Source organism: Bradyrhizobium sp. AZCC 2230 (assembly GCF_036924495.1).
GTDB classification, from domain to species: domain Bacteria; phylum Pseudomonadota; class Alphaproteobacteria; order Rhizobiales; family Xanthobacteraceae; genus Bradyrhizobium; species Bradyrhizobium rifense.
Window position 1 is genome coordinate 1,390,611 of record NZ_JAZHRS010000001.1, and the last position, 22,606, is coordinate 1,413,216.

General features: G+C 62.6%; 28 protein-coding genes and 2 pseudogenes. 8 read left to right on the forward strand and 22 right to left on the reverse strand.

Going from position 1 to position 22,606, the window contains the following annotated elements:
* Nucleotides 1-352 precede the first annotated feature (352 nt).
* The 19 genes and pseudogenes from V1280_RS06635 to ltrA all read right to left on the reverse strand — a co-directional run bounded on the left by V1280_RS06635 (nt 353) and on the right by ltrA (nt 13,961).
* The gene (locus tag V1280_RS06635) at nt 353-520 is read right to left on the reverse strand and encodes a hypothetical protein (protein ID WP_334520708.1); all 168 of its coding nucleotides are present in this window, start codon (nt 518-520) and stop codon (nt 353-355) included.
* A 227-nt stretch (nt 521-747) separates the two neighbouring features.
* Nucleotides 748-2,338, reverse strand: a pseudogene (tnpC, locus tag V1280_RS06640) (IS66 family transposase).
* 69 nt (nt 2,339-2,407) lie between these two features.
* The gene (tnpB, locus tag V1280_RS06645) at nt 2,408-2,761 is read right to left on the reverse strand and encodes an IS66 family insertion sequence element accessory protein TnpB (RefSeq protein ID WP_027545641.1); all 354 of its coding nucleotides are present in this window, start codon (nt 2,759-2,761) and stop codon (nt 2,408-2,410) included.
* A complete protein-coding gene (tnpA, locus tag V1280_RS06650; protein ID WP_334518652.1) occupies nt 2,758-3,180 on the reverse strand; it encodes an IS66-like element accessory protein TnpA in 423 nt (140 codons plus the stop codon). The genes tnpB and tnpA overlap by 4 nt, the downstream gene beginning before the upstream one ends.
* A 38-nt stretch (nt 3,181-3,218) precedes the next feature.
* Nucleotides 3,219-3,575, reverse strand: coding sequence for a hypothetical protein (locus tag V1280_RS06655; RefSeq protein ID WP_334520711.1), 357 nt, complete (start codon nt 3,573-3,575; stop codon nt 3,219-3,221).
* Nucleotides 3,572-4,150 carry a hypothetical protein gene (locus tag V1280_RS06660; protein WP_334520713.1) on the reverse strand — a complete coding sequence of 193 codons (579 nt, stop codon included), beginning with the start codon at nt 4,148-4,150 and terminating at the stop codon, nt 3,572-3,574. Before V1280_RS06660 ends, V1280_RS06655 begins: the two co-directional genes overlap by 4 nt.
* Nucleotides 4,151-4,452: 302 nt before the next feature.
* Nucleotides 4,453-4,659 (reverse strand): hypothetical protein, encoded by a 207-nt coding sequence (locus V1280_RS06665; protein ID WP_334520715.1) that lies wholly within the window; start codon nt 4,657-4,659, stop codon nt 4,453-4,455.
* Nucleotides 4,656-5,234 (reverse strand): hypothetical protein, encoded by a 579-nt coding sequence (locus V1280_RS06670; RefSeq protein ID WP_334520718.1) that lies wholly within the window; start codon nt 5,232-5,234, stop codon nt 4,656-4,658. The genes V1280_RS06665 and V1280_RS06670 overlap by 4 nt, the downstream gene beginning before the upstream one ends.
* Nucleotide 5,235: 1 nt before the next feature.
* Nucleotides 5,236-5,400: a hypothetical protein gene (locus V1280_RS06675; protein ID WP_334520721.1), complete on the reverse strand. Its 165-nt coding sequence runs from the start codon at nt 5,398-5,400 to the stop codon at nt 5,236-5,238.
* Nucleotides 5,376-5,768 carry a hypothetical protein gene (locus V1280_RS06680; protein WP_334520724.1) on the reverse strand — a complete coding sequence of 131 codons (393 nt, stop codon included), beginning with the start codon at nt 5,766-5,768 and terminating at the stop codon, nt 5,376-5,378. Before V1280_RS06680 ends, V1280_RS06675 begins: the two co-directional genes overlap by 25 nt.
* Before the next feature lie 874 nt (nt 5,769-6,642).
* Nucleotides 6,643-7,941: an AAA family ATPase gene (locus tag V1280_RS06685; protein WP_334520727.1), complete on the reverse strand. Its 1,299-nt coding sequence runs from the start codon at nt 7,939-7,941 to the stop codon at nt 6,643-6,645.
* Nucleotides 7,935-8,285: a hypothetical protein gene (locus V1280_RS06690; RefSeq protein WP_334520730.1), complete on the reverse strand. Its 351-nt coding sequence runs from the start codon at nt 8,283-8,285 to the stop codon at nt 7,935-7,937. The genes V1280_RS06685 and V1280_RS06690 overlap by 7 nt, the downstream gene beginning before the upstream one ends.
* Nucleotides 8,282-8,566, reverse strand: coding sequence for a PC4/YdbC family ssDNA-binding protein (locus tag V1280_RS06695; protein WP_334520733.1), 285 nt, complete (start codon nt 8,564-8,566; stop codon nt 8,282-8,284). The genes V1280_RS06690 and V1280_RS06695 overlap by 4 nt, the downstream gene beginning before the upstream one ends.
* A complete protein-coding gene (locus tag V1280_RS06700; RefSeq protein WP_334520736.1) occupies nt 8,563-8,859 on the reverse strand; it encodes a hypothetical protein in 297 nt (98 codons plus the stop codon). Before V1280_RS06700 ends, V1280_RS06695 begins: the two co-directional genes overlap by 4 nt.
* A gap of 127 nt (nt 8,860-8,986) precedes the next feature.
* Nucleotides 8,987-9,214 carry a helix-turn-helix transcriptional regulator gene (locus V1280_RS06705; protein ID WP_334520739.1) on the reverse strand — a complete coding sequence of 76 codons (228 nt, stop codon included), beginning with the start codon at nt 9,212-9,214 and terminating at the stop codon, nt 8,987-8,989.
* A 121-nt stretch (nt 9,215-9,335) separates the two neighbouring features.
* Complete coding sequence (locus tag V1280_RS06710; RefSeq protein ID WP_334520742.1) at nt 9,336-9,896, reverse strand: hypothetical protein; 561 nt, start codon at nt 9,894-9,896, stop codon at nt 9,336-9,338.
* Nucleotides 9,893-11,257: a tyrosine-type recombinase/integrase gene (locus V1280_RS06715; protein ID WP_334520745.1), complete on the reverse strand. Its 1,365-nt coding sequence runs from the start codon at nt 11,255-11,257 to the stop codon at nt 9,893-9,895. Before V1280_RS06715 ends, V1280_RS06710 begins: the two co-directional genes overlap by 4 nt.
* A 592-nt stretch (nt 11,258-11,849) precedes the next feature.
* On the reverse strand, nt 11,850-12,107 hold the full coding sequence (locus V1280_RS06720) for a hypothetical protein (RefSeq protein ID WP_334520748.1): 258 nt from the start codon (nt 12,105-12,107) through the stop codon (nt 11,850-11,852).
* A 531-nt stretch (nt 12,108-12,638) separates the two neighbouring features.
* A complete protein-coding gene (ltrA, locus tag V1280_RS06725; protein WP_334538206.1) occupies nt 12,639-13,961 on the reverse strand; it encodes a group II intron reverse transcriptase/maturase in 1,323 nt (440 codons plus the stop codon).
* A 601-nt stretch (nt 13,962-14,562) separates the two neighbouring features.
* Here ltrA and V1280_RS06730 point away from each other — a divergent pair.
* Together V1280_RS06730 and V1280_RS06735 are read left to right on the forward strand one after the other, a co-directional pair.
* Entirely contained in the window at nt 14,563-14,709 is a 147-nt protein-coding gene (locus V1280_RS06730) for a hypothetical protein (RefSeq protein WP_442895111.1), read from the forward strand.
* An 11-nt stretch (nt 14,710-14,720) separates the two neighbouring features.
* Entirely contained in the window at nt 14,721-14,993 is a 273-nt protein-coding gene (locus tag V1280_RS06735) for a hypothetical protein (RefSeq protein WP_334520751.1), read from the forward strand.
* Nucleotides 14,994-15,075: 82 nt separating this feature from the next.
* Here V1280_RS06735 and V1280_RS06740 read toward each other — a convergent pair whose 3' ends face one another.
* A complete protein-coding gene (locus V1280_RS06740) occupies nt 15,076-15,279 on the reverse strand; it encodes a hypothetical protein (RefSeq protein WP_334520753.1) in 204 nt (67 codons plus the stop codon).
* 1,314 nt (nt 15,280-16,593) lie between these two features.
* On the opposite strand from V1280_RS06740, the gene V1280_RS06745 reads away from it, so the two are divergent.
* Nucleotides 16,594-16,854, forward strand: a complete 261-nt coding sequence (locus V1280_RS06745; protein WP_334520755.1) for a hypothetical protein — start codon at nt 16,594-16,596, stop codon at nt 16,852-16,854.
* Between the two features lie 788 nt (nt 16,855-17,642).
* On the opposite strand, the gene V1280_RS06750 is transcribed toward V1280_RS06745, so the two are convergent.
* The gene (locus V1280_RS06750; protein WP_334520758.1) at nt 17,643-18,317 is read right to left on the reverse strand and encodes a hypothetical protein; all 675 of its coding nucleotides are present in this window, start codon (nt 18,315-18,317) and stop codon (nt 17,643-17,645) included.
* A 277-nt stretch (nt 18,318-18,594) separates the two neighbouring features.
* Between V1280_RS06750 and V1280_RS06755 the strand changes: the two genes are divergently transcribed.
* The 3 genes from V1280_RS06755 (at nt 18,595) to V1280_RS06765 (ending at nt 19,708) form a co-directional block, all read left to right on the forward strand.
* Nucleotides 18,595-18,765: a hypothetical protein gene (locus V1280_RS06755; RefSeq protein WP_187436856.1), complete on the forward strand. Its 171-nt coding sequence runs from the start codon at nt 18,595-18,597 to the stop codon at nt 18,763-18,765.
* Nucleotides 18,766-19,057: 292 nt separating this feature from the next.
* Nucleotides 19,058-19,300 carry a hypothetical protein gene (locus tag V1280_RS06760; RefSeq protein ID WP_334520764.1) on the forward strand — a complete coding sequence of 81 codons (243 nt, stop codon included), beginning with the start codon at nt 19,058-19,060 and terminating at the stop codon, nt 19,298-19,300.
* Between the two features lie 144 nt (nt 19,301-19,444).
* Nucleotides 19,445-19,708, forward strand: coding sequence for a hypothetical protein (locus V1280_RS06765; protein WP_442895112.1), 264 nt, complete (start codon nt 19,445-19,447; stop codon nt 19,706-19,708).
* Between the two features lie 467 nt (nt 19,709-20,175).
* On the opposite strand, the pseudogene V1280_RS06770 reads toward V1280_RS06765, so the two are convergent.
* Nucleotides 20,176-21,095, reverse strand: a pseudogene (locus V1280_RS06770) (LysR substrate-binding domain-containing protein).
* Between the two features lie 106 nt (nt 21,096-21,201).
* Here V1280_RS06770 and V1280_RS06775 point away from each other — a divergent pair.
* Nucleotides 21,202-21,525 carry a Dabb family protein gene (locus V1280_RS06775; RefSeq protein WP_334520767.1) on the forward strand — a complete coding sequence of 108 codons (324 nt, stop codon included), beginning with the start codon at nt 21,202-21,204 and terminating at the stop codon, nt 21,523-21,525.
* Entirely contained in the window at nt 21,522-22,601 is a 1,080-nt protein-coding gene (locus tag V1280_RS06780; RefSeq protein ID WP_334520770.1) for a maleylacetate reductase, read from the forward strand. Before V1280_RS06775 ends, V1280_RS06780 begins: the two co-directional genes overlap by 4 nt.
* Nucleotides 22,602-22,606: the final 5 nt, after the last annotated feature.

Consider the following 22,606-nt stretch of genomic DNA (forward strand, 5'->3'; position numbering starts at 1 on the left):
CGCACAAAACATCAGGTTCATGCCGTCAAGATTCACATTTCGCCCGGATTTCAGCACTTCGCTTGAATAGCACTTGTCTCTCTGATCGGACGACGTTTCGACGTTTCCTAGCTCGCCCGATAGGTGATGTTCACCGTGATCGCTGCCCGCAATGCGCTGTTAAAACTCGACCGCGGTACAGTTGGACGCCTACGATCGAAACAACGCTTCCCGATCCCGTTGAGGCTAAACGTCGGGACCAAGCCATTCCGCCTGACACCTTGTCGGAAATTTGAAATCAACTCAGAGCCGCCCGGGCAATGCCGTGGCGAGGTATTGGCGCGATGGCTTAACGCCAATAGTGTTGAGGCTCTCATGCGCCGCCGGTGCCAAGGTCGCGCAGCGCCTGGCCGAACTGTGCGCTTTGCTGGCCATTGGCGACTGCGCTAGCAATGACGGTACGATAGAAGGCGATCTCTGCGGTGCGGACCGCTGCCGCGACGGTAGAGCTTCCACCACCGGCAGCAATTGCTGCCGCCACGCCCTGCTGCCGGGCGCCCTCCGCGGCGATGCATGTTGCTTGGTGAGCGGCGTTTGGGTGCTGAATAATCATCCTAAATCCCCCATTTGTTTGTGGTCGTAAGCGCCCCACCGGCAGCGCTTCAGTGCGTTCAGCAGGGATGGATTGAGCTGCGCCATCAGGCGAAAAACATCGGCGTCTTTGAATGCGCAAACCTGCCGTTCAACCGTAAGCGCTCAGCCGGGACCCTATTGAGGCAGGCTTGACGTTTTGCGGAATCGCCACGGCATGAGGTCTTCGATTCTGCTATGGGGATGGCCGTCGATGATCGCCTCGAGTGTTTCGGCGATGTAGGCAGCCGGGTTGACGTCGTTGAGCTTGCAGGTGGCAACGATCGACGCCAGCAAGGCCCAATTTTCAGCCCCAATTTCATGGCCCGCGAAGAGCGCATTTTTTCTGGTCAGGCAGACTGGCCGGATGGCGTTCTCGACAGGGTTCGTGTCGAGCTCGAGGCGCCCGTCTTCGAGGAAGCGGGTCAGCCCTTGCCAGTGATTGAGCGCGTAGCGGATGTCCTCGGCGAGCGTCGAACCGCTGGAGATCATAGAAAGCTGTTTCTCAAACCACGGCTTTAAAGCAGCGATGAGGGGCGACGAATGCTCCTTGCGGGCGGCCAGCCGCGTGTCCGGCGATGCACCGCGTACCATGGCTTCAATGGCGTAAAGCTGCGCGATGTGCCGAACGGCGGCCTCGGCGATCGGCGATTTGCTGTTACGGGCCAATTTAACGAAGCGCCGGCGCAAATGGCTCCAGCAATGCACGAGCGTCCATGGCCCTTGCGGTCGAGCGACTTCGGTCAGCCGGTCATAACCGTCATAGGCATCGCATTGCAGGAAGCGTCCCGCCAAAGCCGTCCAGGAACTGCTCCGCGAAGGCACCGCTGCGACCGGGGGCATATCGGAACAGCACGATCGGCGGACTTGGGCCGCTGTGGCCGCGGTCGTCGGAGACGATCGCCCAGAAGTAGCCCTTCTTCGTTTGGCCTCGCCCGGGATCGAGCACCGGCGCCGTGGTTTCGTCCATGAACAGACGATCCGCCATGGCCAGGCGGCGGCGCATGTGGTCCGCGATGGGCTGAAGATGGAAGCAGGCGCGGCCGGACCAGTTGCCCAGTGTTGCCCGATCAAGCCGGATCCCCTGGCGCGCATAGATCTCGGCCTGACGGTAAAACGGCGTATGGTCGCCAAACTTGGAGACGATCACGTGCGCAATGGCCGCTTCGGTCGGCAGCCCGCTGGGCACGACGTGCTCCGGTGCGTGCGCCTGCACGACAGGGCCCGAGCAGCGGCGACAGATGTATTTCGGGCGGCGCGTGACCAACACCCGCCATTGCGCCGGGATCACGTCGAGGCGTTTGCTGACGTCCTCGCCGATCTTCGTCATGGCGCCGCAACCGCACGGACAGAGCGTGCTCGCAGGCTCGATGATCCGTTCCACCCGCGGCAAATGGGCAGGCAAGCAGCCGCGATTGCGATGAGAACCTTGATCCGGCACGCTCCGCGATCGGCCCTTGATCACAGCCTCGGCTCTCTCCTGCGCGGCGTCCAGGATGCCTTGCGCGATCTCTACGTCTTCCAGCGGTAAGTGATACTGATCTGGCCGCAGCTTCTCGGACTTCGCGCCGAACTTCTCGCGTCGCAATTCGCCGAGGATGACCTCCAGCCGACGCCGCGCTTCCTCCGACGCCGCCAGCGCCCCCTGATGCTCGCTCAACGCCGCCTGCGTTTGCGCCAAAAGCGCTTTGAGTTGTTCATTTTCGTCGCGCAGCGCCGCGATGCTCATGCGCTATTTCGAGCACATCGCCGCCGCACGTGCCACATTCAAAATAGCTGCCGAGTCATTCTGCCGCAGCTATCCAGCCGCCTGGGGACGTCGCGCTTCTTCCGGGCGGACCAACCTCCAATCCAGCCCCTCGAACAGGGCTGCGAACATCGCCGGCGATATGCGCATCACGCCGTCTGCAATCGTTGGCCAAACGAACCTGCAACCTTCGAGACGCTTGTGCACTAACACCAGGCCCGTTCGATCCCAGACCAAAATCTTGATCCGGTCCGCTCGTTTCGATCGGAACACGAAGGCTGCGCCGCTGAACGGGTCGAGACGAAGCATCTCCTGCACCTTCGCCGCAAGCCCATCGTGGCCACAGCGGAAGTCGATCGGCCGCGTCGCGATGTAAATCTTCAGATCGGCACCGGCCGCGATCATCGTGACGCTCGCACTGCGCGGATCACCCGGGACAGCTGCTCGCCATCTATGGCTGTGTCCGTCCGCAGCACGACATCACCGATCGAGATCTCAAGCTTGATCGCCGGAACGTGACGCTCCTTCAACGCGCTTTCCACGACCAGCGGTGCGAATGTCGACTGCGATACCTCGCACGGCGCCAACATGCCTCGCTGTCGAAAGCGTCGTCGCCAATCGTAAATCTGCCAGCGCGTCGCTCCGTGCTTGCGCGCCACCTCGGACACCTGGGCGCCGGGTAGCAGACTCTCGGCGACGATCCGGGCTCTCTCAGCTTCCGAACGCACGCGGCGCCCCGATGGCCCTTCAAGAACCTCCAGCCGGCTCACCGCCCCCGCCGATGAGCCGTCCAAATGGACGTCCTTTTTGCTGTCCAATCCCATCCCAAACCTCCGTCCAAGCCGGAGGCTTCTTCGCACAGCTATCCCGATCCCGAAGCAAGGGTTCCGGCTAAGCGCTTACGTTCAACCGGCAATCTCGTAATTTCCTGCATCATCTTCAAACCGACCGGGTCGGCCGGCGCGATCGCCGCGACGGCTTCGGCCGTCACCGATCCATCGATGACGCTCGCGATACCATCCAGAAATTTCATGCGCTGGCCGGCGGTCATTTCCAGGGTCAGCAATGCGTGTTTGAACACCGACACAAGCGCGATGCTGAACTGGTGGCCGATCGGCATATGCACAATGCGGTATTCGTCGCCGGTCAATGCTTCCAACCAGGCGCAGTGCTCCGCGTGCGTGCGGCCTTTGTGATAAATCTCCGTTGCCGCCATCATGCCGCGCGCTCCGACTTCGCGATGGGCTTGGCATCGATCAGCGGGGGCATCTTGTCGACGTCGAGGCCGGCCTGGGTGGCAAGTTCTGCGATCCGCTTCAACACAGCAGCCGTTGCCACAAGCTGCGGCGAAGCGTCGTGCTGCACCTTGACGGTGTGTTGCGTCTCGGCGGGCGCGGTGCGGTCGAGCACCATCGCGATTCCGCGCGCGTGGTCCTTGTGGCGGGGATCTTCGATCAGGCGTCCCAACGCGCTCAGCGCACGCGGCGCGCTACTGCGAATGTATTTCTTGTCCTCCTCCTCGATCGCAGCAAGCACGCGCTCGTCGTGCGCAAGGCGGCTCGCGATCGTTGCCATGGATTGCGGGCTCGACTCCGTTGTGCCGAAGCCGGCAAGTGTCGCGGCCTTCACCTTGGCGCCGTGGCCTGGGCGCACCGTGTAGAGCGCGCGCACGAAAGCGCGATGGCGATCCGACGGCAGCGCTTTCATCGCCGGTCCGTCCTTCGCATCGATCGCCTCCAGCGGCTCGATTGCTCGACGCGGGGCGCGGTGACGCTTGTTTGCCGCTCCAGTCACGTTCGATCGCCTCCAAAATCAAAACCGGGTTGAGTTTTCCCGTTGACGAAAGCGGGAATTTTCCGCTTGTCGCCTGATGCCGTCCCTGGGCTTGTCCTTGCGGGGCCCCGATGTTCCAGTCTTGCCCTTGCGGGGACTGGTACGCCTTGCGCGTGGTCGTTTCCGCGTGAGCGGGGACCGGAGTTGAGGTGGTCAGGCGTGTCCTTGCGGGGCCTGTCTGCTTACCCGGCTTGTCCCTTGCGGGGGCCGTACTCACCCGAACCGGCCGTACCTTGCGGGGACTGGGACGCGGGCTTGCTGAATTACTGCGCTGCGCCTGGCACGCTCATTGCGCCATAGTCGATCGCGAGCGCCTGACCGGCCGGGCTCAACCCAGCATCCCTGGCCGCCTGTCGTTTGCGCCTTGTTTCCTCGGTCTCGTCGCGCGCCTGATCCTGCAGCGCGCTGCCGCCGTAGCCGCTGAATGCCGCGCTGCCTGCCGGTGATAACTGTCCCGCGATTGGCATCATGCTGCGGACTTCTTCGGGCTCGAGATCACGATATTCAGCAACGTCATTTGCCGCTTCGCCTCGCCATCGCCGGCGGTGTAGCGCTTGACGAAGTCCTGATCGTTCATCAGCCGGGCCTTGGTTTCGGTCGCCGTGGCATGCTCCTCCGGTGTCACGGGCTCGCCCGCGAGCACCTGGCGGATGACGCCAGTGTCGCCGATGCCGGATGCGCGCAGATGCTCCGCGGTGCCGATCATGGTCATGCGCTTGGTGGTCTGGAACGGGGCCGCGTCGAGCACGCCCGCGATGGCCTTGTCGACCTCGGGATTGGCACCCCGGCTGATGACCGCCTGCAGGTCGCGCATTTCCTTGAGATGGCTCGGCGAGCCGTCGAGCAGTTGGTCGCGCCATTCGGGCGTCGACTTCAGCTCGTTCAAGCGCGCCGCTGCCGCGCTCGCCTCCGACGGGATGACAGGAGCAACCCGGGCAGCAGCCGGTTGCGAGATAGCCGCCGCTGCGGCCGCGGCTGCCGCATGGTCGCCGCTGTGAAGCATCTCGCCGAGCGTCGCGCCGCCGGTTCCGGAATTGTCGGGCATGTCAGGCTGCCTTTTCCTGCTGCTGCTTCGGCTTGATCGCCGCGGCCAGCGCCGCGCGCACGAAACTCGAAACGGTGCGCTCGTCACGCTCGGCCGCCGCCAAGACGCGCTCGGCAAATTTCTCATCGACGCGAGCGCCAATCAGTCGCTTGTCGGTCTTCGCCATGATGGCTCCTCAGTGTTGCTGCGGAAAAGATCGTCCTGTTTGCATGGCGCTGCAATGTGCTGATGGGGACGGCTTCGCGCTGCCGCCTTCCGCCGGCTCGGCGCCAGCCGCTTGCGCACCTTCGCCGCCCTCGCCCGGTCCTCGACGAATTCGACCTTCGCAATCCCAAGCGCCAACGCCTGGAGCAACAACGGCAACGATCGATTGCCAAACCGCCGGATCCTCGTCGGCGCCATCAACGCCGCGACGTACGAGTCCGGCAAGCCCGCGTAGGCCTCAACAGCCCCGTACGTCGTCCCCAGCTCCGCAATCCGCTCCCGGATCAGCGCGCGCAGCTCGGCCTCGGTCTCCACGACAACCGGCTGCATCAGGGATGCCCCCCGGTGTTGCTGCAAAGTGCTGCAAAGAGTTGGGGGAAAAGCCGCCGCGAAATTGGGAAGATACCTCGAATATCACACCGGCTCGGCTTCTTGCCCCCCGGCGCCCACCGGCGGGGTCTTTTCGCGGGGGGATCTGGCAGCTTCGGCAGCTTCAACCGTTTCGTCAGCGGTCTCGCCGGCCTGACCTCGTGCGATCTTCCTGTATCTACCAGAGTGAAAGGTGTTGAAGCATTACGCGCGCGAAAACCCCTTCCCCGTGATTTTCTATCATGGGGCCTTCGCCTCGAAAGGCCTGCAAATGCGGCCTTTGGGCCTGCCATGCTGCGTCGTGTGGGCGCTGTGTGGGCGCTGGCCGTTGCCGGCTGCCTGGTCGAGCACGTCCGGCAGACTCGCTGCGGGACTCGCTGATGCGTTCGGGCGGCGGCCGCTGTCTCGGCGCGGTCGAGCACTGCAAACGAATCCACGGGCCGCGCTGCGAGGCTGGCGACCCTTCTCGGCCGGATCGGTCGAGCCACGGCATTGAATATCAACATGCTTGCGAGCGTGACGAGGTCTCTCCCGGCTTCTCGCGCTTCCGTCCATACGTTCGGTCGTGGCGTGATGTGGTCGGGCTGGTCGAGGTCGAGGCTTGACGATCTGTCCAGCGGTGCGCCGACAAGCGTCGCCGAAGGCAGAGCGCTGGTGGCGCATAGCGGGTTTGGTGGGATACGCGCGAGGCTGGGTTTGCGCCATTGGTGCGCCACGGCGTACAGGGGCAATGGCGCGCGATTTTGCGCCATGCCCTGCCCTAGGGAAAATTCAACAACGGCGCAGATTTTTGTGCGCCATTGGTGCGCCATTGATTTGGGGGCAATGGCGCGGCTCATGACGGGCGCTTTCCCGTGCAAACACGGAGGCCTTTGCGGGCCTTGCGGGTGACAGGATCGTCGTAGTCCTCATGGATCAGCACGCCGTTCTTGACCCACGTTCGGACGATGTCGCGACACTGCGGCTCGGTGCGGCCTGGGCAATGGCGCTGCACGGCCTGCCATGCGGCGCGATCGGCCGCCGCGGAGGCGTCGGAATAGCGCTGGCCGTTCGGGAAGCCGGCCTCGATGTCGTCGAGCGCGGCGTTGAGCTGGGCGGCGGTGATGCCGTCCCACGTCTTGGGCGGATGCCACGGGATGACCGTCTGCACCTCGTCGCCCTGTGGATAATCCGGGGTGCCGTTGTCGAGCCGAACGCCGATCAGCTTGAACCACGTCGCCTCGCCCGATGGCGGGGCGATGTTGACCTTGCTGCTGTCCAGGCGGACGTACAGGCGGCGCTCCTCGGCGGGGATGCCGAACGTCTCGCCCTCGGCGTCGGACATGCGGGTGAGCGTGTACATAAGGCGGCCGGCGTCCCTTGCCGAACTGGCGCCCCGACCTGCATCGGCGTCCCCGGCGGTCTGAAGGCCCTTCTTGGTGTGGTGCGGGACGTCGACCGCGATGTTGAACTCGATCGCCAGCTTGACGAGCAGGTCGCAGACAAAATCCATCGCGCCGTTGTCGTTCTCCTCCAGCGCGTGCAGCTTGACGAATGGATCCAGCCCCAACAGGTCGATTTTCCGGGTCTTGATGACGTGGCGCAACATGGCTTCCAGCGGGCCGGCCACCCTGGCGCCGTCCTTGAGATCGGCAAGCTTGATGCCTTTGGGCGTGGCACAGAACAGCCAGCCCTTGAGGTCGTCGGGCTCGATGCCGTGGTGAATGCGCGCGGCGGCAATGCGCCGCTGGAGCTCGGTGTCGTCGTCCTCCAGGCTGAGCAGCAGCACGCGGCCGCGCTTGAACACGTGCTGGCCGGTCAGCGGCCTCGCCGTGGCGAGTGCCAGATATTGCAGCGTGCGCACCGCGGTCTTTCCGGTCGCGCCTGGTGCGAGCAGTCCGGACAGGAAGCGACGGCAAAACTGATTGCCGAGCAGCCATTCCCGCGGCGGGGGCATGTCGATGAAATCCCCGGCGTCCCATTCGTTGAGCGTCGTCGCGCTCGCCGGCGCCTGCGGCTCAATGTCGGGCTCAATGATCGGCTCGCCATCCGCGCTTTCGGGATATTCGGTCGCCATCGGCCTGTCGTCGACCGGCGGCTCGTCGTCCGGAACGAAGCCCCGCCTGAGGTCGGCATATTGCGCCCGTGTCAGCATAGCTTGGATTCCAAAGGCTCGAGCAATATCGGCGCGTCTCGGCGGTGGTCGTCCAGCCACGTTTTGAGACGTGCCACGTCGTCGAGCGCGGCCACGTACAGGAAGGCGGCGACGGTCGACGGTGCCGGTGCGTACGGCGCGCGCTGCTTGACCAAGGGCCTTGCCACTGGTCGCGGCGCGCCCGTGTGGCGCCAACTATCCCGAGGGTCAGACAACTCCCAGGCCCGCACCATCTCGGCGGTGCGTAGCGCAATCTCGATTTCGAACGCCTCGGTCAAGTCCATATCAACCGGCATAGCGCCATGCAGCAGGGCCTCGCTCGACATCGTCCAGGGGGCATTCATTCGGCCGCCTCGCTGGCGTCGTCGAGCAATCCCAGCCGGCGGGCCTCGGCCTCGGCTTTTACGATCGCGCGGGCGAGCTCCGGCAGCTTGCGGATGCCCATCGCTACGCCTTTCGGCGTCGGCCGGTCGATGCCGTCGCTTCCCGTCGAGTAGATGCGAACGTTGACGAGGGGGTGGCCCTCATACTCGCTCAGCGACACATGCAAGGATTCGTTGCGGCCGCGGTTCTTCCAAAACTTGGCGATCTCGACCGGCTCGGCGAGCTTGGGGCGGCTCGTCATGGCGTCACCTGGTCGAGCGCGGCTCCGATAGGTGAGGAAGGTTCGCCGCGGCTGTTGCGCTTCATGGCAAGCTTGAGCGCGTCGAGGTCGGCGCCGTGTTGCAAGGCAAACGAGATTGCAATCGCCGCATCCGATGCGAGCGCGTCGAGCATGCTGTTTGCGTGACCAGCGTTGATGAAGATTTCGCCGAGGCGGCCATCCGGATAGCGTCCGGCGGTCATGGTGAAGTCGGCGCCGCTGTGCTCGAACGAAAGCGTTTCGGCATGCCGCCGGTCTGGCAAGCGCTGGCGCACTGGTACATTGCTGGGTGCGGGAAGGTCTGCTATCGGCACGGCGCTGGGCCCTTTTGGTCGAAGGTTTCGGCAGATTCTCGGACATGGCTAAGGGAGCCGGCTGCGGACACAGCCGGCTCCAGTCCGTTCAGGCGGCTTTGTCAGCCGCGCGCTCCTGGGATTGCAGCCACTTCTCGACGCTGGCCGCGCGATACACCACGTCACGGCCGATGCGCGTAACGGGCGGACCCTTGCCGTCCTTTTCCCATGCGATCAGGGTGAATTCGCTATAGGGCCGGCCGCGCAATCGCGTGCCCAACTCCTTCGCAAGCTGCTTGCGAGGAATGTAGTTCGCTGCAATATCGGTGGTTGCCATGTGCCTCTCGCTTCGTCTCGTTGGACGTTCGCGAGAATGGGCAATTGTTTGGCAGATTGGACCTGTACAAATCTTCGGCGAGTGTCCTGGACATTCTGGCGGGAAATGTCCGGGTTGAGATTTAACGCTGCGGCCTCTGTGGTTTAGGCGCGGCCGCAGCTCGTCGACCAGCTTGCTTTTTGGCGATTTTTTTCTTCGGCGATGCTGGGGACGGAATGCCCATTTCGGCGCGGAAGGCGGCGCCGTCTCTGTCGTCGAGGCGCTTAAGTTGCTTTCTTATCGATGGCTGATTTGTCGGCTTCGCGGGCCTTCCGTCTCGATCCGGTGATTTGTTGAACGCTTCGTTTTCCTGAGCAATCGCCCTTGCCAGCGCGTCAAAGATCGGCCCGCGCTTTCCGGTGCGCCGATCGCGCATGAGATACAATCGAGTAAGCAGCATCCTATCGTCGTGATCGTCGGCAAATTTGGTCTCGACGCTCGCGGTCTTCAAAAATATCCGCTTTGCTTCCTCCTGGCCGAGCCGCAAGCGCAATTCTTCGAATAGATAGTTTGTTGCAAAAGTCGCTGCCTCTTCGTCGCCGATCTGCCATTTGCATGCGCAGTACAATTCCGCGACGAGGTCGAGCGGATTGCGGAACGGCCATCTAAACTCGCGAATGCCGTCGATTGTCTCGTCGCTCATGCCTGCACCCGTCGCGCTGCGAGTTCTTCAACATTCGCGGCCGGGTTTAGAATCCTCTCAACGAGCGTTGCCAGCTTATCGAATACGGCGCGCTTTTCCTCAAGGTATGCGTAGCGATCGTAGACACCGCGGACGCCGCCGATCACGTGTCCCAGGCACCGTTCGGCATGGTCCGCCGGAACGCCAGCGCGGGACATCAGCGACCGCCCTGTCCTTCGGAGATCGTGCAGCACCCAATGCGGCATAGGCTCGCGACCGGCATCGGCGCGGACCTTCGCGATCGCCTTGTCGAGCTCCCGCTTGGCCTTACTAAAGCCGGCGAAGCCTTTGGCGCCGGCGGTGGTGGTGAAGATGAACCAGGAATTGCCGTTCGCACCCTTCGGCTTCTCACCGATCAGTTCCTGCGCGGCCGCGCTAAGCGGAATGACGTGGTCAATGCCGGTCTTGTAGCGATCAGCTGGAATCGTCCAGTCCTCGCCATCAAGCTCGCTTGAGTGCATCAGGGCGGCTTCGGTGCGACGGGTGGTCGTCAGAAGCAGCGACTTCACAAACCGCGGATAGCAGGCCGGCACGTCCTCGACGGCGTCGAGTGCCGTCCATAGGTCCCGCAGTTCGTCATCGGCCAGAATGCGCTCCCGCGCATTGCTGCCGACGGTCCGGATGCCTTTCACGATTGGGTTGGTGAAATCTTCGTTGCGCGCGGCAAACCAATTAAATGCCTTGCGCAGGTAGGCCAGCGTTCGGTCGGCCATGACGGGCCCGTTCTCGTCTTCGATCTCGTCCAGCATGTCGACGACATGCGAGCGCCGCAGCCGTCCCTCGCCAAACACGGGTAAGTCCCCGACGTCGGGAGCGACGAGGCGTCGAAAGGTGCTGGCATATTGGTCCGCGCTCTTCAGCTGCGCTTCCTTGCGGCAGTAGCGGTCGACGAACAGGTCGAGCAAGCCGGGATGCTTTTGCTCTCGATCGGCCTCGTCAGCATCGGGATCGAAGGCGCCGCCGATCTTCAGCCCCTCGGGGCTATCACCGTCCTCCAGCCGGCGGGTGCGCTCCGGTCGAGGATCCTCCCGCCGGCCGTTCTTGATGTCCTTTGCGAGCTTGTCGGCCTTGACGATCGCGTCACGGACGGTCAGCGTCCCGCCCTGCTCGTTCTCGTCCCAGCGCCCCAGCGTCTCCAGGAATTTGCGGCCGTCGACCCTGTGGAAAAGCACGAACGATTTGGTCCCGCCCGCGGTAACGCGCACGCCAAAGCCAGCCGGCGCCTTCTTCCCCTGCAAGCTCGCGCCGCTGAAGAAATGCACCTTGTTGCCCTTGCCCGGGACCGGCAGGGCTTCAACTATTTTTTCGCTGATCTGCTGCATGTCCGCTCCGCCGTGTGGGCATTGTGTGGGCACGTCGGAGCATATGTGAGATGCAGCAGACTACAACGAAAATCACGGGGTCACAGCGAAATACTGGGGGATTACAGAGGTTTTCGCCGCCCACACGGTAAAGCGACTCTCGATCAATGGGTTAGGTCGCCTCCCCGATTTTGACTTTTAATCACGGGGTCCTGGGTTCGAGCCCCAGCGCGCTCACCAACAAAATCAATCACTTACGGCAAACTACGAACTGATCGAAAAAGCCTTGTGTCTGCACCGTGTCTGCAAATGCGTTACCGCCCTGCGAGGGGTGAGTCAATTTGACTCAGGGGTAACGGTCCCGCCGGAGCCGATCGCGGATTCTCATAGCCGCTCTCCTGCCGAATAGTCCCGGCCCGCGTTGGCGCTGGGGGTGGAAATGCTGCTTTGGATATTCATCGGCGTGGTGGTGCTGCTGCTTGGCCTGTTCGTCCTGGGCGTAAGGCACGTGACCCGCGACGATGAGGGGCCGATTTGACGAAAGCGCCGCGCTGACCTCAATGCCCGTGAGCGCGACAAGCTCTTGTGGTTTGTGGAGAGGGAGCCGTGAGCGTCAGTCTAGAACCATGTCACCAGGCCAGGTCTTGCTGGCCGCGTTCGCCTTGGCCTGCGAATTGCCGACTGCGGTTTCCGGACCACTGGCCAGGCCCGGAATCTCAACCCTAAATCGGGGTTGACCACAGAACATGGCATTCTGCGCGCCGCAGACCTCGTGGGTATCGTGATGCATCGCCCGTGCCGCGAATGCCGGCGTTCCGCCCAATAGTAAAACAGAGGCTGCGAACAGCCTTGTGATGGTCATCAAACGCATCGTCTTTCTCCTTTTTGATGGCGCCTCTACGCTTCGACCGGTCAAGCCAGCAATCTTACGCAGTGCGCGATGAGTCTTGCTTCGCACTACCGACATAGGATCGCAGTTCGCGAACTCTGCTAAACTTCGCTTTAGAAACGTCACGATCCAGGCAACACTTCGAGAGCGCGCCGGCGCGGCTGCCTATCGGGGTTGCATGGAGGCCCGCCAGCGTGAACCAATGGCCATGGCACTCTCAGTTCATTCGATAAAAAAGACGGCCCAGGCGAGTGCCCAAGCCGTCAATCTGTGCTGCTTCCGAACGGGTCGGGATTCGGAGTACAGCTTTAACGCACGGCATTTCCCGTGCGTTCCTACTTTATCGCTTCAACCGCCGGCGGTGCGTCATCAACCGCTGCCGGTCGCGCTTACGGGGAATTGTAGAGTCGAGGAAGGGCGCGGTAGCTTGGGCCATTCGGCAACGCCCCGTCTCCCTTCCCCGCTCATCAAACCGGACTTGCGGATTTCCCGCATCCGGCTTTCCGACAGACTTCACTGTAGGCTCACGGCGGCGGCGCGAGGTGGAATGCGGATGAGGCGGTGCACGCCGCGTTCTCCGAAGATCACATTCATGGAGAAACTGCGCGTACCGCGTCCGCCCACCTTGTGCCGCTTGGCGAGGAAGCGCCTGACGCGGGTGTAGACGTGGCGATCGACCGCCCGATAGGCCGGGGCAAGAGTCCCGTAGCTGAAGTAGGCCGACCATCCGGCCAGCAGGCCGTTCAGTTGACGCTGGACTTGTGGCCACGTGCCCTTGTTGCCCGGCACCAGCAGATCGCCGATCTTGGTCTTGATCCGCTTCAAGCTCTTTCTGGATGGACTTGCCCCGAGGTACTTCTGGCCGTTCGAACCGCTGTATTTCGGCCCAAACGTATAGCCAAGGAAGTCAAAGCCTTCCGTGCGAGCGTCCTTCACCGAGGTCTTCTCCTCGTTGATGCTCAGCCCGATCCTCGTCATCACCGCCGCCGTCCAAGCCAAGGCCTCGTGCGCGTGTCCGCGGCTGAGGATGACGAAGTCGTCGGCGTAGTTGATCAGATGGGCGCGGAATGCTTCGTCACACCGCCTCAACCGCCACAGCTTCAAGAAACGATTCATGTAGAGGTTGGCCAGCAACGGGCTGATCACACCGCCTTGTGGTGTGCCTTGCTTGTTGCTCTTGCCACCGATCATGCGCCGTCTTCCGTTGCCGTCCCTTTCCTCGGCCGGAACACGTAGCCACAGCTTGATCAGCCGCAGCACGTGCCGGTCCGAGACGCGGCGCGCCACGCATTGGAGAAGCTCTCCGTGCGGGATCGTGTCGAAGTATCGCGACAGATCAGCGTCGACCACATCGGTGAAGCCCTGCCGGATCAGCCGGTGGGTCTTTCCGATGGCATCGCGTGCGCTGCGTTGGGGCCTGTACCCATAAGCACTATCTTCCAGATCCGCCTCGAAGATTGGTTCCAGCACAAGCTTGGCGGCGGTCTGCGCCACCCGATCGCGGATCGTGGGAATCCCCAACGGGCGTTCGCCACCTCCAGGTTTCGGGATCATCACCCGCCGCACCGGCGCGGGCCGGTACGTCATCGAGGCAAGGTCCTCGCGCAACGCTGCCAACCACTCATCCACCCCGGACCGTTCAATGTCCGCAAAGCTCACCCCGTCCACCCCGGGTGCCCCGTCATTGCGACGAGCAAGCTCCCAGGCATGGGCCAGAATGTCCGGCCGACATACCTTGTCGTAGAGCAGATAGAAGCGGAAGGCAGGCTCCGCCTTCGCCTTGCAATAAAGCTTTCTCTGAAGGGTCCTGATCCTATCCGGCGTTTCGAGGCTCATCGCCAATCACCGTTTCCTTTCCTTCTTCGAAAAGCACGTCTGAAGCAAGGGACCTTCCCTCCGCCGGCATTACCCGGCCTCGACGGTACGACGCCCCTCTCCGACTCCCGCGCAGACCGCCATCCTGCGATGGCGTTGAGGCACGATCCTCGTCCGCCGCGGGTCTCCCCTGATGACCCGTGTCTCTCTCCCAACGTGCCGTGCCCAATACCCCGGCGGATCGAACAGGTGCGCTCATCGATTGCTTCCCTGCTCGTGCGGCCTTCCCCATCACCGTGGCGGGTCGGCATCCGCGTCTTGCCTTTCGAGGCCTGCTCAGGCTTCACTCACGTTACGGCCCGCTGGATCGCTCAGCCGCCCAAGGCGACCTTTGTCACGAGGCTCCGACCCAGCCAGTCGCCCAACCAAGTCGCTCGTCAGCTACCAGACCAATCGACAACTATCCGGGTGGAATCCTCCTCCACTAGAGACACGCGCCTACAGGGCGCACACAGTGACAGTGCACTAAACAAGGCGTGTAGATGGACCACCTTCCCTATTGAGTGCACCGTAATCTCGTAATCTGAAGAGGGAACACGCCGCGCCGGAATGGCAAGCTGCGATGCAGGCGCTGATCCTGGTCGCTGAGCGCGGCGGCCCGACGATGCTGGCGCGGATCGGCGCCATGCGGGCGTTGAACCGCGGAAAGGCAAATCCCGAGATTGAGCACCGCAACCAGCCGATAACGAAATACACACGTATCAAATGAAAGCGAGCGACATGAAAGATTTGCTCACCTGGGCCTCGGTAATTTCTGCGGGAAGCGCCGCTATCCTGTGGTTCATCTCAGCGTCCCCGTGGATGAACAACTATGTTGATGACCAGACACGGCCTCGTGCCGATCGAATGGTTTTCCTCAGGAACGGCCGCAAGGTAGACCTCGTCGGCACGACCGCTAACCAATCCCGTTGGAGCGCCTATGCGGCCGCTGTGACGGGCATTGCGGTGCTTCTTCAAGGAGTCGGCATGAAGCTTCCAGGCCCGCCAGCGTGAACCGGCGGGCTATGTTTCTTAGCGGCCGCGTTCGAGCGCTGGATCCGAGCGAGTGAAAGACAGTCGCAGCCGTTGCCGCCGATCAATCCTGTCCAATCTGCCTCAGCCCTGCTTCGATCAGGTTGACGTCTTCCTGCAGAGCCCGAACCGATTGCCTTGGATCGACACCCGTCCTGCTTTGAACATCAGCTAGTAACTGGCGCCGGTGCACGCGCATGTCTTCCAACGCAGGCCTATTCTTCAACCGAACGTAGGCGGAAACGATCTGTTCAACAGAGGATGGCATGGAAATTTCCTTCGAATAAAAGTTCCAAGTCCCGGGAGGAACTAGCAAAATCCCGGACGGACACTAACTGGCACGATCTATGCCACGAATCGATGACACTTTCGGAGCTCTCGACTTTGTGAAGCAGGTCGGTTCCCAACGGAGTGCCCCCTTTGGGCAGTCATCTTTTCCATTGCACCGGCATAACTGAACTGGCCAACCGGGCTGGCTCGTACCGTTCCAGCCCCGGCCCCGGGGAAGCAGGCGGCCCTGCCGAGCTATCCGCTGGGCGGGGTCGCTTTCGTGTCCGACCGCCGCAGAGGAGAATTAGCGGCCCAGCGCGCCTCTGCTGCCGCCCATTCTGTCGTACCCAGGCAGCCTCCGGATAACGCCTCGGTGAACGAAACCATTTAGCGCCTCGCCCGAAGCAGTCCCGAAACGGTCCGGGTCCAGCTTTGTCTCGCTTAGCGAGGGGATTTCAAAATGATCACGCTCAAAGTCATTGCAGTTGTGCTTGGTACCGGACTTCTCTTTTCGATTTACTCGGGCGAGCTCGGCACCGACGTAGTTCTCGCCATCGTCGCTTGCCTTGCATAAGAGGGCCCGCCAGCGTGAACCGGCGGGCCTCTGATCTCACCGCTTCAACCGTCGGAATTACAGCGCACTAAACAAGGCGTGTAGATGGACCACCTCCTATTGAGTGCACCGTAATCCCCTGCTCGGCTTGTTCGTCGTCTGGTTTCGCCACATCACGCGCGACGTGGACGCCGAGTATTGAGTGGTCCCGGCGCGAGCCGCGCCTATACCGCCGTCAAGAGGCTGCGACGTGGCGGGCTATCCGCCACAGCTTGAGCAGGCATTGTTGTTGTCCATCCATCGCCGGGTGGCCTCGTCGCTCCAACCCGGGACGGCGAAGCCGGGGGTCGCCACGCCTTGACCGGGAGCAATGAGTTGAGTGGGGGGAACGAATACATGCTGGCGCGTGCGCAATGGTGGTGGTGTTGAGCGATGCACCGTGGCGGCATTCCCCGCAGCACTCAGAGCAAGCAATAGGCCCAGGGCCAAAACGGACCGCATCATCGCTGTTTCCAATCGAGCGCTGCCAGCCAGACATGTGGTTCGGCCGTCGATCATCCCCAAGTGCTGGTGGCTTCACGATCGCTCAATTCAGCGGGATGATGCTGTGCCCGTTACTGCCTACCCCTTTTTAGCCGTGGCCTTTTCGATCGTTTGAGATCAGGTTCGGTCCTGAAGAGAACTCCAATCAAGCGCGTTCTCATGGCTAACTCACCATCCATCGTACCGCAGAGTGCGGCCGACCGCGATGTCTACATTGTGCTTGAGGACTTCGGCGGTCGTTTGGGGCGGGCCTGGTCCGAAACGGCAGAAGAGGACAGCAATCGTGCGACTCTGCTGCGGCACCTGATCGAGGGCCATTACATTCGTCCAGCTCGCATCGTCGCCTTCAACACGACCGAGGGATGGTCGCGCGATGTGACCGCGGATATCGCGGATGAGCTGCGCCGTCGCTTCGTCGAATTCGAGGACGTGGCGCCCTCCATGCTGGAATTCCTTGAGAGAGCGGCGAGGCACTGAGCGTCAGATTCGTAATGCGCAGCTTGAGTATGTTTTCTTTGCTGAGCTCGACCGGCTGCCCCGCTACCTTATCTTCAACCGCCGTGCTCACGGCGCCGACGCTGCGGAGCGCGATCGATGATTGCGTCGAGCAACTCACGGGCGAGGCGTTATACGGGCGCTGAATCGGCACTACGTCCCGGAGCTCAACCCCAAGGGCAAAGAGCCGGGCCGGCGCAAGCTCAAGAGGGATCAATGATTGTCTTCAAACGGGAAAGGCCGCAGGGTGGTTCCAGCCCCCACTGCGGCCATCCCGGGCAACTAGAAATTTATCAGTACTCAAATCTTGCCGGTGTTCTTACAGTAGAACACCCCGTTCCGAATAAGGAATCCGTACAACTACCGGAGACCACTGTTCCACCCATTGTCATTAACGGCCGAACATGGCACGGCTCGCTTTCCAGCCCCAAATGCTCCCGGTGGCCGATCCAATTGCGGACCAGAGTGCCAGGAGTGCTAGGCCCGCCAGTGTGACCGGCGGGCCTTTTGCTGTCACCGCCTCAACCGCCGACGGTGCGACATCAGCCGCTGCCAGTCGCGCTCTCTGTGTACTCGACGACGGCGCTTCACGTGTGTGCGGCCAATAGCACCCGCAAAAGCTGGACGCCGTTGTGAACGCCAAGCTTCCGATAAGAATTGCGGTGCACGACCTTCCCTAACTCCAAGTCGGGATACAAAGCACCCGTCAGCGTGAACCATCAGACGACGTTGGCGCGGACATAGTCCCAAGCGCTCTGCCCGACGCGCCTTCAGCTCTCCGGCGCTGCAACTGTCGCCGGCGCAGTCAGCGGGGCTCCTCCAACCGAAACGGGCCCGATGGTTTTCGACTGCCGATCCATCCGTTTGCGCATCGCCGGGGACAGTCCATAACGCGCATGCGCTCTTCGAATGGAGGACGTGACGTCCGACGTCATTGTATTTTGCAGCGCGTCGATCTTCGCGATCAGCGTGGAAAGCTGGGGCGAGATCTTCCTCACGTCGCCCCGTTCGTCCGTGATGCTCTGTCGGAGAGACAGGAGGGTCGTTGAATCCTGCTGCCGCAGAGCCGCACTTTGCTGCAAGGAGGAATTGATCTCCTGCAGCGAGGCAGCCTGTTGCTGCTGGGCCGACTGGATGTCCATCAGGGCGGCGATAATCGGATCCGGTTTTGCGGCGGGCTCTTCCTGGCGCGGAAGCAGCGCGGCCAGGCTGCTGATGTTCGGCGACGGAAGATCAAACGGCAATGTATAGATCGCCGCCGCACCATTGATCGCCAGGGCACACACCGCCAGTGCCACGACCGATTTCCGGCTCGACCGTTTGCCCGGTGCCGGAGCCTCCAGGGCTTCGTGTTCAGCTTCCGGTTCGAATGCTGCGGCTGCGAGGGCTGCGGCGTCGAGATGTTCGACAAAGCCCAGCGTTTCCGATGTCGTGGTCATGCGCATTGACCTCATGAGCGAGCAAAAGGAGGCCGTCGCCGGAACGTCATCGCGACGCCTCCCTTACGCAGCACTCACTTACAACTGCCTAAAATTGTGGGCTTTTTGGATTAATTCCACGTTAGCGACGTCGCCCCCAGGCATGTCCGGACATCCCGGCCGATTACGGGCTATGTGATGGAATTGCGGTGGAAACGTTAGTCCTGTTCCACCCGCTTTGCCGAAAAAGCCGGAAGACAACCGGGTGGAAAGGTGTAGGATTCGGCCAAACGGGAGGAGCGGCATGTTTGAAATCACCGGTTTCGACACGGCAGGCGTCGTCAACCTGAAGCGGGAGTCACTCGCCGCCGCCCTCAAGAAGGCCAGGGAGCTGATCGCGGACGGATGCCGCGACGTCCAGATCGTCGATCCCCAAGGCCGGGTCTACACCTCGTTTGAGGAGCAGGCAGCCTAGCCGCCCCGCGCGCCTTCGGCGTCGCAATTGATCATGAGACCCCGGCGCCTGGGAGCGCGGGGCTCTTTCGACATATCAATTGGTAACGCGATAGGCTTTCCCACCGTCAGCCTCAGCAACTTCCTCTGACCCGTTTCGGCCCTCCGCCGCGTCGATCGTTGCTGCGCGCGCGAGAGCAACGCCATTGCCTTGCCGCGTGCACCCCTCAGCTCGCAAGAGCCCCGTCGTTGCCAACCAACTCATTTGAGCGCACCCTTCGGCGAGGCGCGCAGACGCCGCACGGGAGAGACACATGAAGGAACCGGGCCTGGATGGTCGCCATCGGGACAAGGATGGCGCGATCGGCAAGAAGCACGGCAACACGCTGGTTGGCACGTTGCGCAAGATCTACGGCAGGGGTTTTGCGGCCGGCTATCCGGATGCGACAACACTCAGCGAGGTCTTGCATCAGTTGAACGAGACGTCGCTGAGCCAGCTGCGTCGCGATCACGACACCGGGCATCTGGGGCACAAGATCGACCACGCCCCGAAGTGACCGACTTCTCTCGGCCAAATTGATGTCGTCAAATCTGACGGCCGGTCGGCAGCGACCTGGGGCGGTCTGGCTGGGCTATTGATCGGCCCCATCGCACTTGCCCCATCGCTCTCGCCATTGAGCCTTCCGAAACCAGGCGCTAGGATGAGCCTTTTTGCGGAGGCTCATTTGAAACAGGTCATTATTGCCGCAGCCATCGCGCTGCTTGCCACGGCGCCTGCCCGGTCTCAGGGCCTGGTCGATCCCAGCAAGGTTGCTCCCGAATACCGCGAAGCGGCCGAAAAGCGCCGCGCCGAGCAGATCCGTCAGCGCGAATGCGCCCTGAAGGCGGATCTGGCGAAGGTGCTGCCGCGCGATCGGACCGACTATCTCAATCACTGCCTGGACACGATGGCCGCGAAACAATAGCGGGTTGCGGCCGGTTGCGCTGCAAGACGTGCGTGCAAGACCTGCGTGCAAGACCTGCGTGCAAGACGTACTTGAAAGTCGCAACCGGCCTTCAGGCTTTCTTCAGATATTCGGCTCACCGTGACTGCCGATTTCCAATCATTATTATTGATCGTCAGCGCATGAGCTTCGTCCAGGTCCAGTGCACGCGCTGCAAGACGATGTTTCGCGATCGCGCGGGACGGTTGCAGGACGGCTATTCCAGGCAATGTCCCGGTTGCGAGGTCGTGTTGTTCTTCGCCGAGGACTCGCAGCATCCTTTCATCAAGCGCGCGATGCGAAACGCGCGGAAGGCCCGTAAGGAACAGCACGAGGCCGCGGCAATCAGGCGTTCGGCTCCGCCGGAACCGCGTGCGGCTCCCCGGTCGCGATCGTCCATCGGACGGACACGGGTGCAGGAACGATCCGAGTAACGCGCGGGCGGCCGTTTACGTCGCCTCGATCCAGATCCCGGCGTCGGAATGCGCGCGGATGTGGTCGACCAGAAAGTCCGAAAACACCCTGATCTTCGCCGGTAGCCGGACGCGGTTCTGGTAGGCCACGTTCATCGTCAGCAGCGGCAATTCCCAGTCGGTCAGGACCGGCACGAGCTTGCCGGCCGCGATGTCGCTCTGCACGATGTAAAGCGGCTGGATCAGGATGCCGAGCCCTGCGCGCGCGGCGCCGCAGATGATCTGGCCATCATTGCTGTCGAGTGTCGGGGCGATGCGGACGGTCTGCGTCATGCTGCCCTGGCTCAGTCGCAGCGAATAGGGATCGTTGGCGAGGTTGTAGACCAGCATGTCATGGCGCGCGAGATCGGCGGATGCGCAGGGGTGCCGTGCGTTGCGAGATAGGACGGTGCGGCCGCCAGCACGCGACGCATCTGTCCGATGCGGCGGATGATGATGTTGGAATCCGGCTCCTGCTCCCGCGTGCGGATCGCAACATCGATGCCGGCTTCGATGAAGTCAGGATAACGGTTGGCGGCGATGATCTGAACGTCGAGCTTCGGATAGAGTTTTCGAAACGCCGGTAGCATCGGCGCCATGTAGATCATCGCAAAGGACAGCGAGCTCGTGACGCGCAGCATGCCCTTGGGCGACAGCGCGCGATCGCTGACGGCATCCTGGGCCTCCGCAAGCTCGTTCAAGAGCGTGCTGCAGCGCTGCAGCAGCTCTTGGCCTGCTTCGGTCAGCCATTGCCGTCGCGTGTTGCGCTCGATCAGCCGGACCGCGAGCCGCTCCTCCAGCGCGCTGAGATGCCGGCTCGCCGCGGCGTTTGACATCCGCAAGGTGTCGGCGGCCTTGGAGAGGCTGCCGAGCTCGGCCGTCCTGGCGAAAACCTCAAGCTGGAGAAGCCGGTCCATTTTTGCATATATCGGAAAAGAGACTTACGAATTTTGGCCTTTATTTCCGATTTCTGCAAGGCAAGATAGGCCCAACAAGCAAGATGCAGGCGAGGAAATCTGGGAAATGTCGGGTCCGATCAAGCACATCGTGATGTGGCGGCTGCGCGGGGAGACGCCTGCGGAGCGGTCGGCGGCCAGATCCAAGGTCAAAACCCTGTTCGAGGGCCTCAAGGGCCGGATCGACGGCCTCACCCATATCGAGGTCGGCGCTGACATCAGCGATGTCGATTACGCCTGTGACGTTGTCCTCGTCTCCGAGTTTACCGACAGCAGCGCCTTAAAGGCCTACGCCACCCACCCGGAACATCTGCGGGTGCGCGAGGAGCTCGGCGACTTGCGGATCGGGCGCTTCCAGGTCGATTATCCCATCAAAGAGACCGGCGCATGATCGGTTCGTTCACCCTTGAAAATCTGCCCTGCCGCGTCGTGTTCGGCAGCGGAACGCTTGCTTCGGCCAAGGCCGAGATCGAGCGTCTCGGCGGCAAGCGCGCGCTGGTGCTGACGACCCCGCAGCAGGAAGCGCAGGGCGCCAAGCTCGGCGCGGCTTTAGGCCCGCTCTATGCGGGCATCTTCGCGGGCGCCACCATGCACACGCCCATTGAGGTGACCGAGCGCGCGATCGCGGCGATGAAGGCGTGCGATGCCGACTGCGTGGTCGCGCTCGGCGGCGGGTCGACAACCGGCTTGGGCAAGGCGCTCGCCTTGCGCACCGGCGTCAACCAGCTCTGCATTCCCACCACCTATGCCGGCTCGGAAATGACCCCGATCCTCGGCCAGACCGAAAACGGACTGAAGACCACGGTGCGCGACACCGCCGTGCTGCCGGAGACCGTGATCTACGACGTCGACCTGACGCTGACGCTGCCGGTCGGCCTCACCGTGACCTCCGGCATCAATGCCATCGCGCATGCGGTGGAGGCGCTCTATGCGCGCGACACCAATCCCGTGACCTCGCTGATGGCGGAGGAAGGCATCCGCGCGCTCGCACGCGCCCTGCCCGCAATTGCCGCCATGCCCGACGATCGCGCGGCCCGCAGCGATGCGCTCTATGGCGCCTGGCTGTGCGGCGTGTGCCTCGGCACCGTCGGCATGGCGCTGCATCACAAGCTCTGCCACACGCTCGGCGGCACGTTTGATCTCCCGCATGCCGAGACGCATACGATCGTGCTGCCGCATGCGCTGGCCTATAACGCACCTGCGGTGCCCGAGGCGATGACGCGGATTGCGAGTGCGATCGATGCGGCAGATGCAGCGCAGGGTCTCTATGATCTTGCCGAGCGATTGGGCGCCAAGGTCGCGCTGCGCGACATCGGCATGCCCGAGAGCGGCATCGACAAGGCGGCTGACCTCGCCGTCACCAATGCCTACTGGAATCCGCGTCCGCTCGAACGGGGCGCCATCCGCGACCTGATCGCGCGCGCCTGGGCCGGCGAGCCGCCGGTCGCAACCAAAGCGGCGGCGTGAGCGAG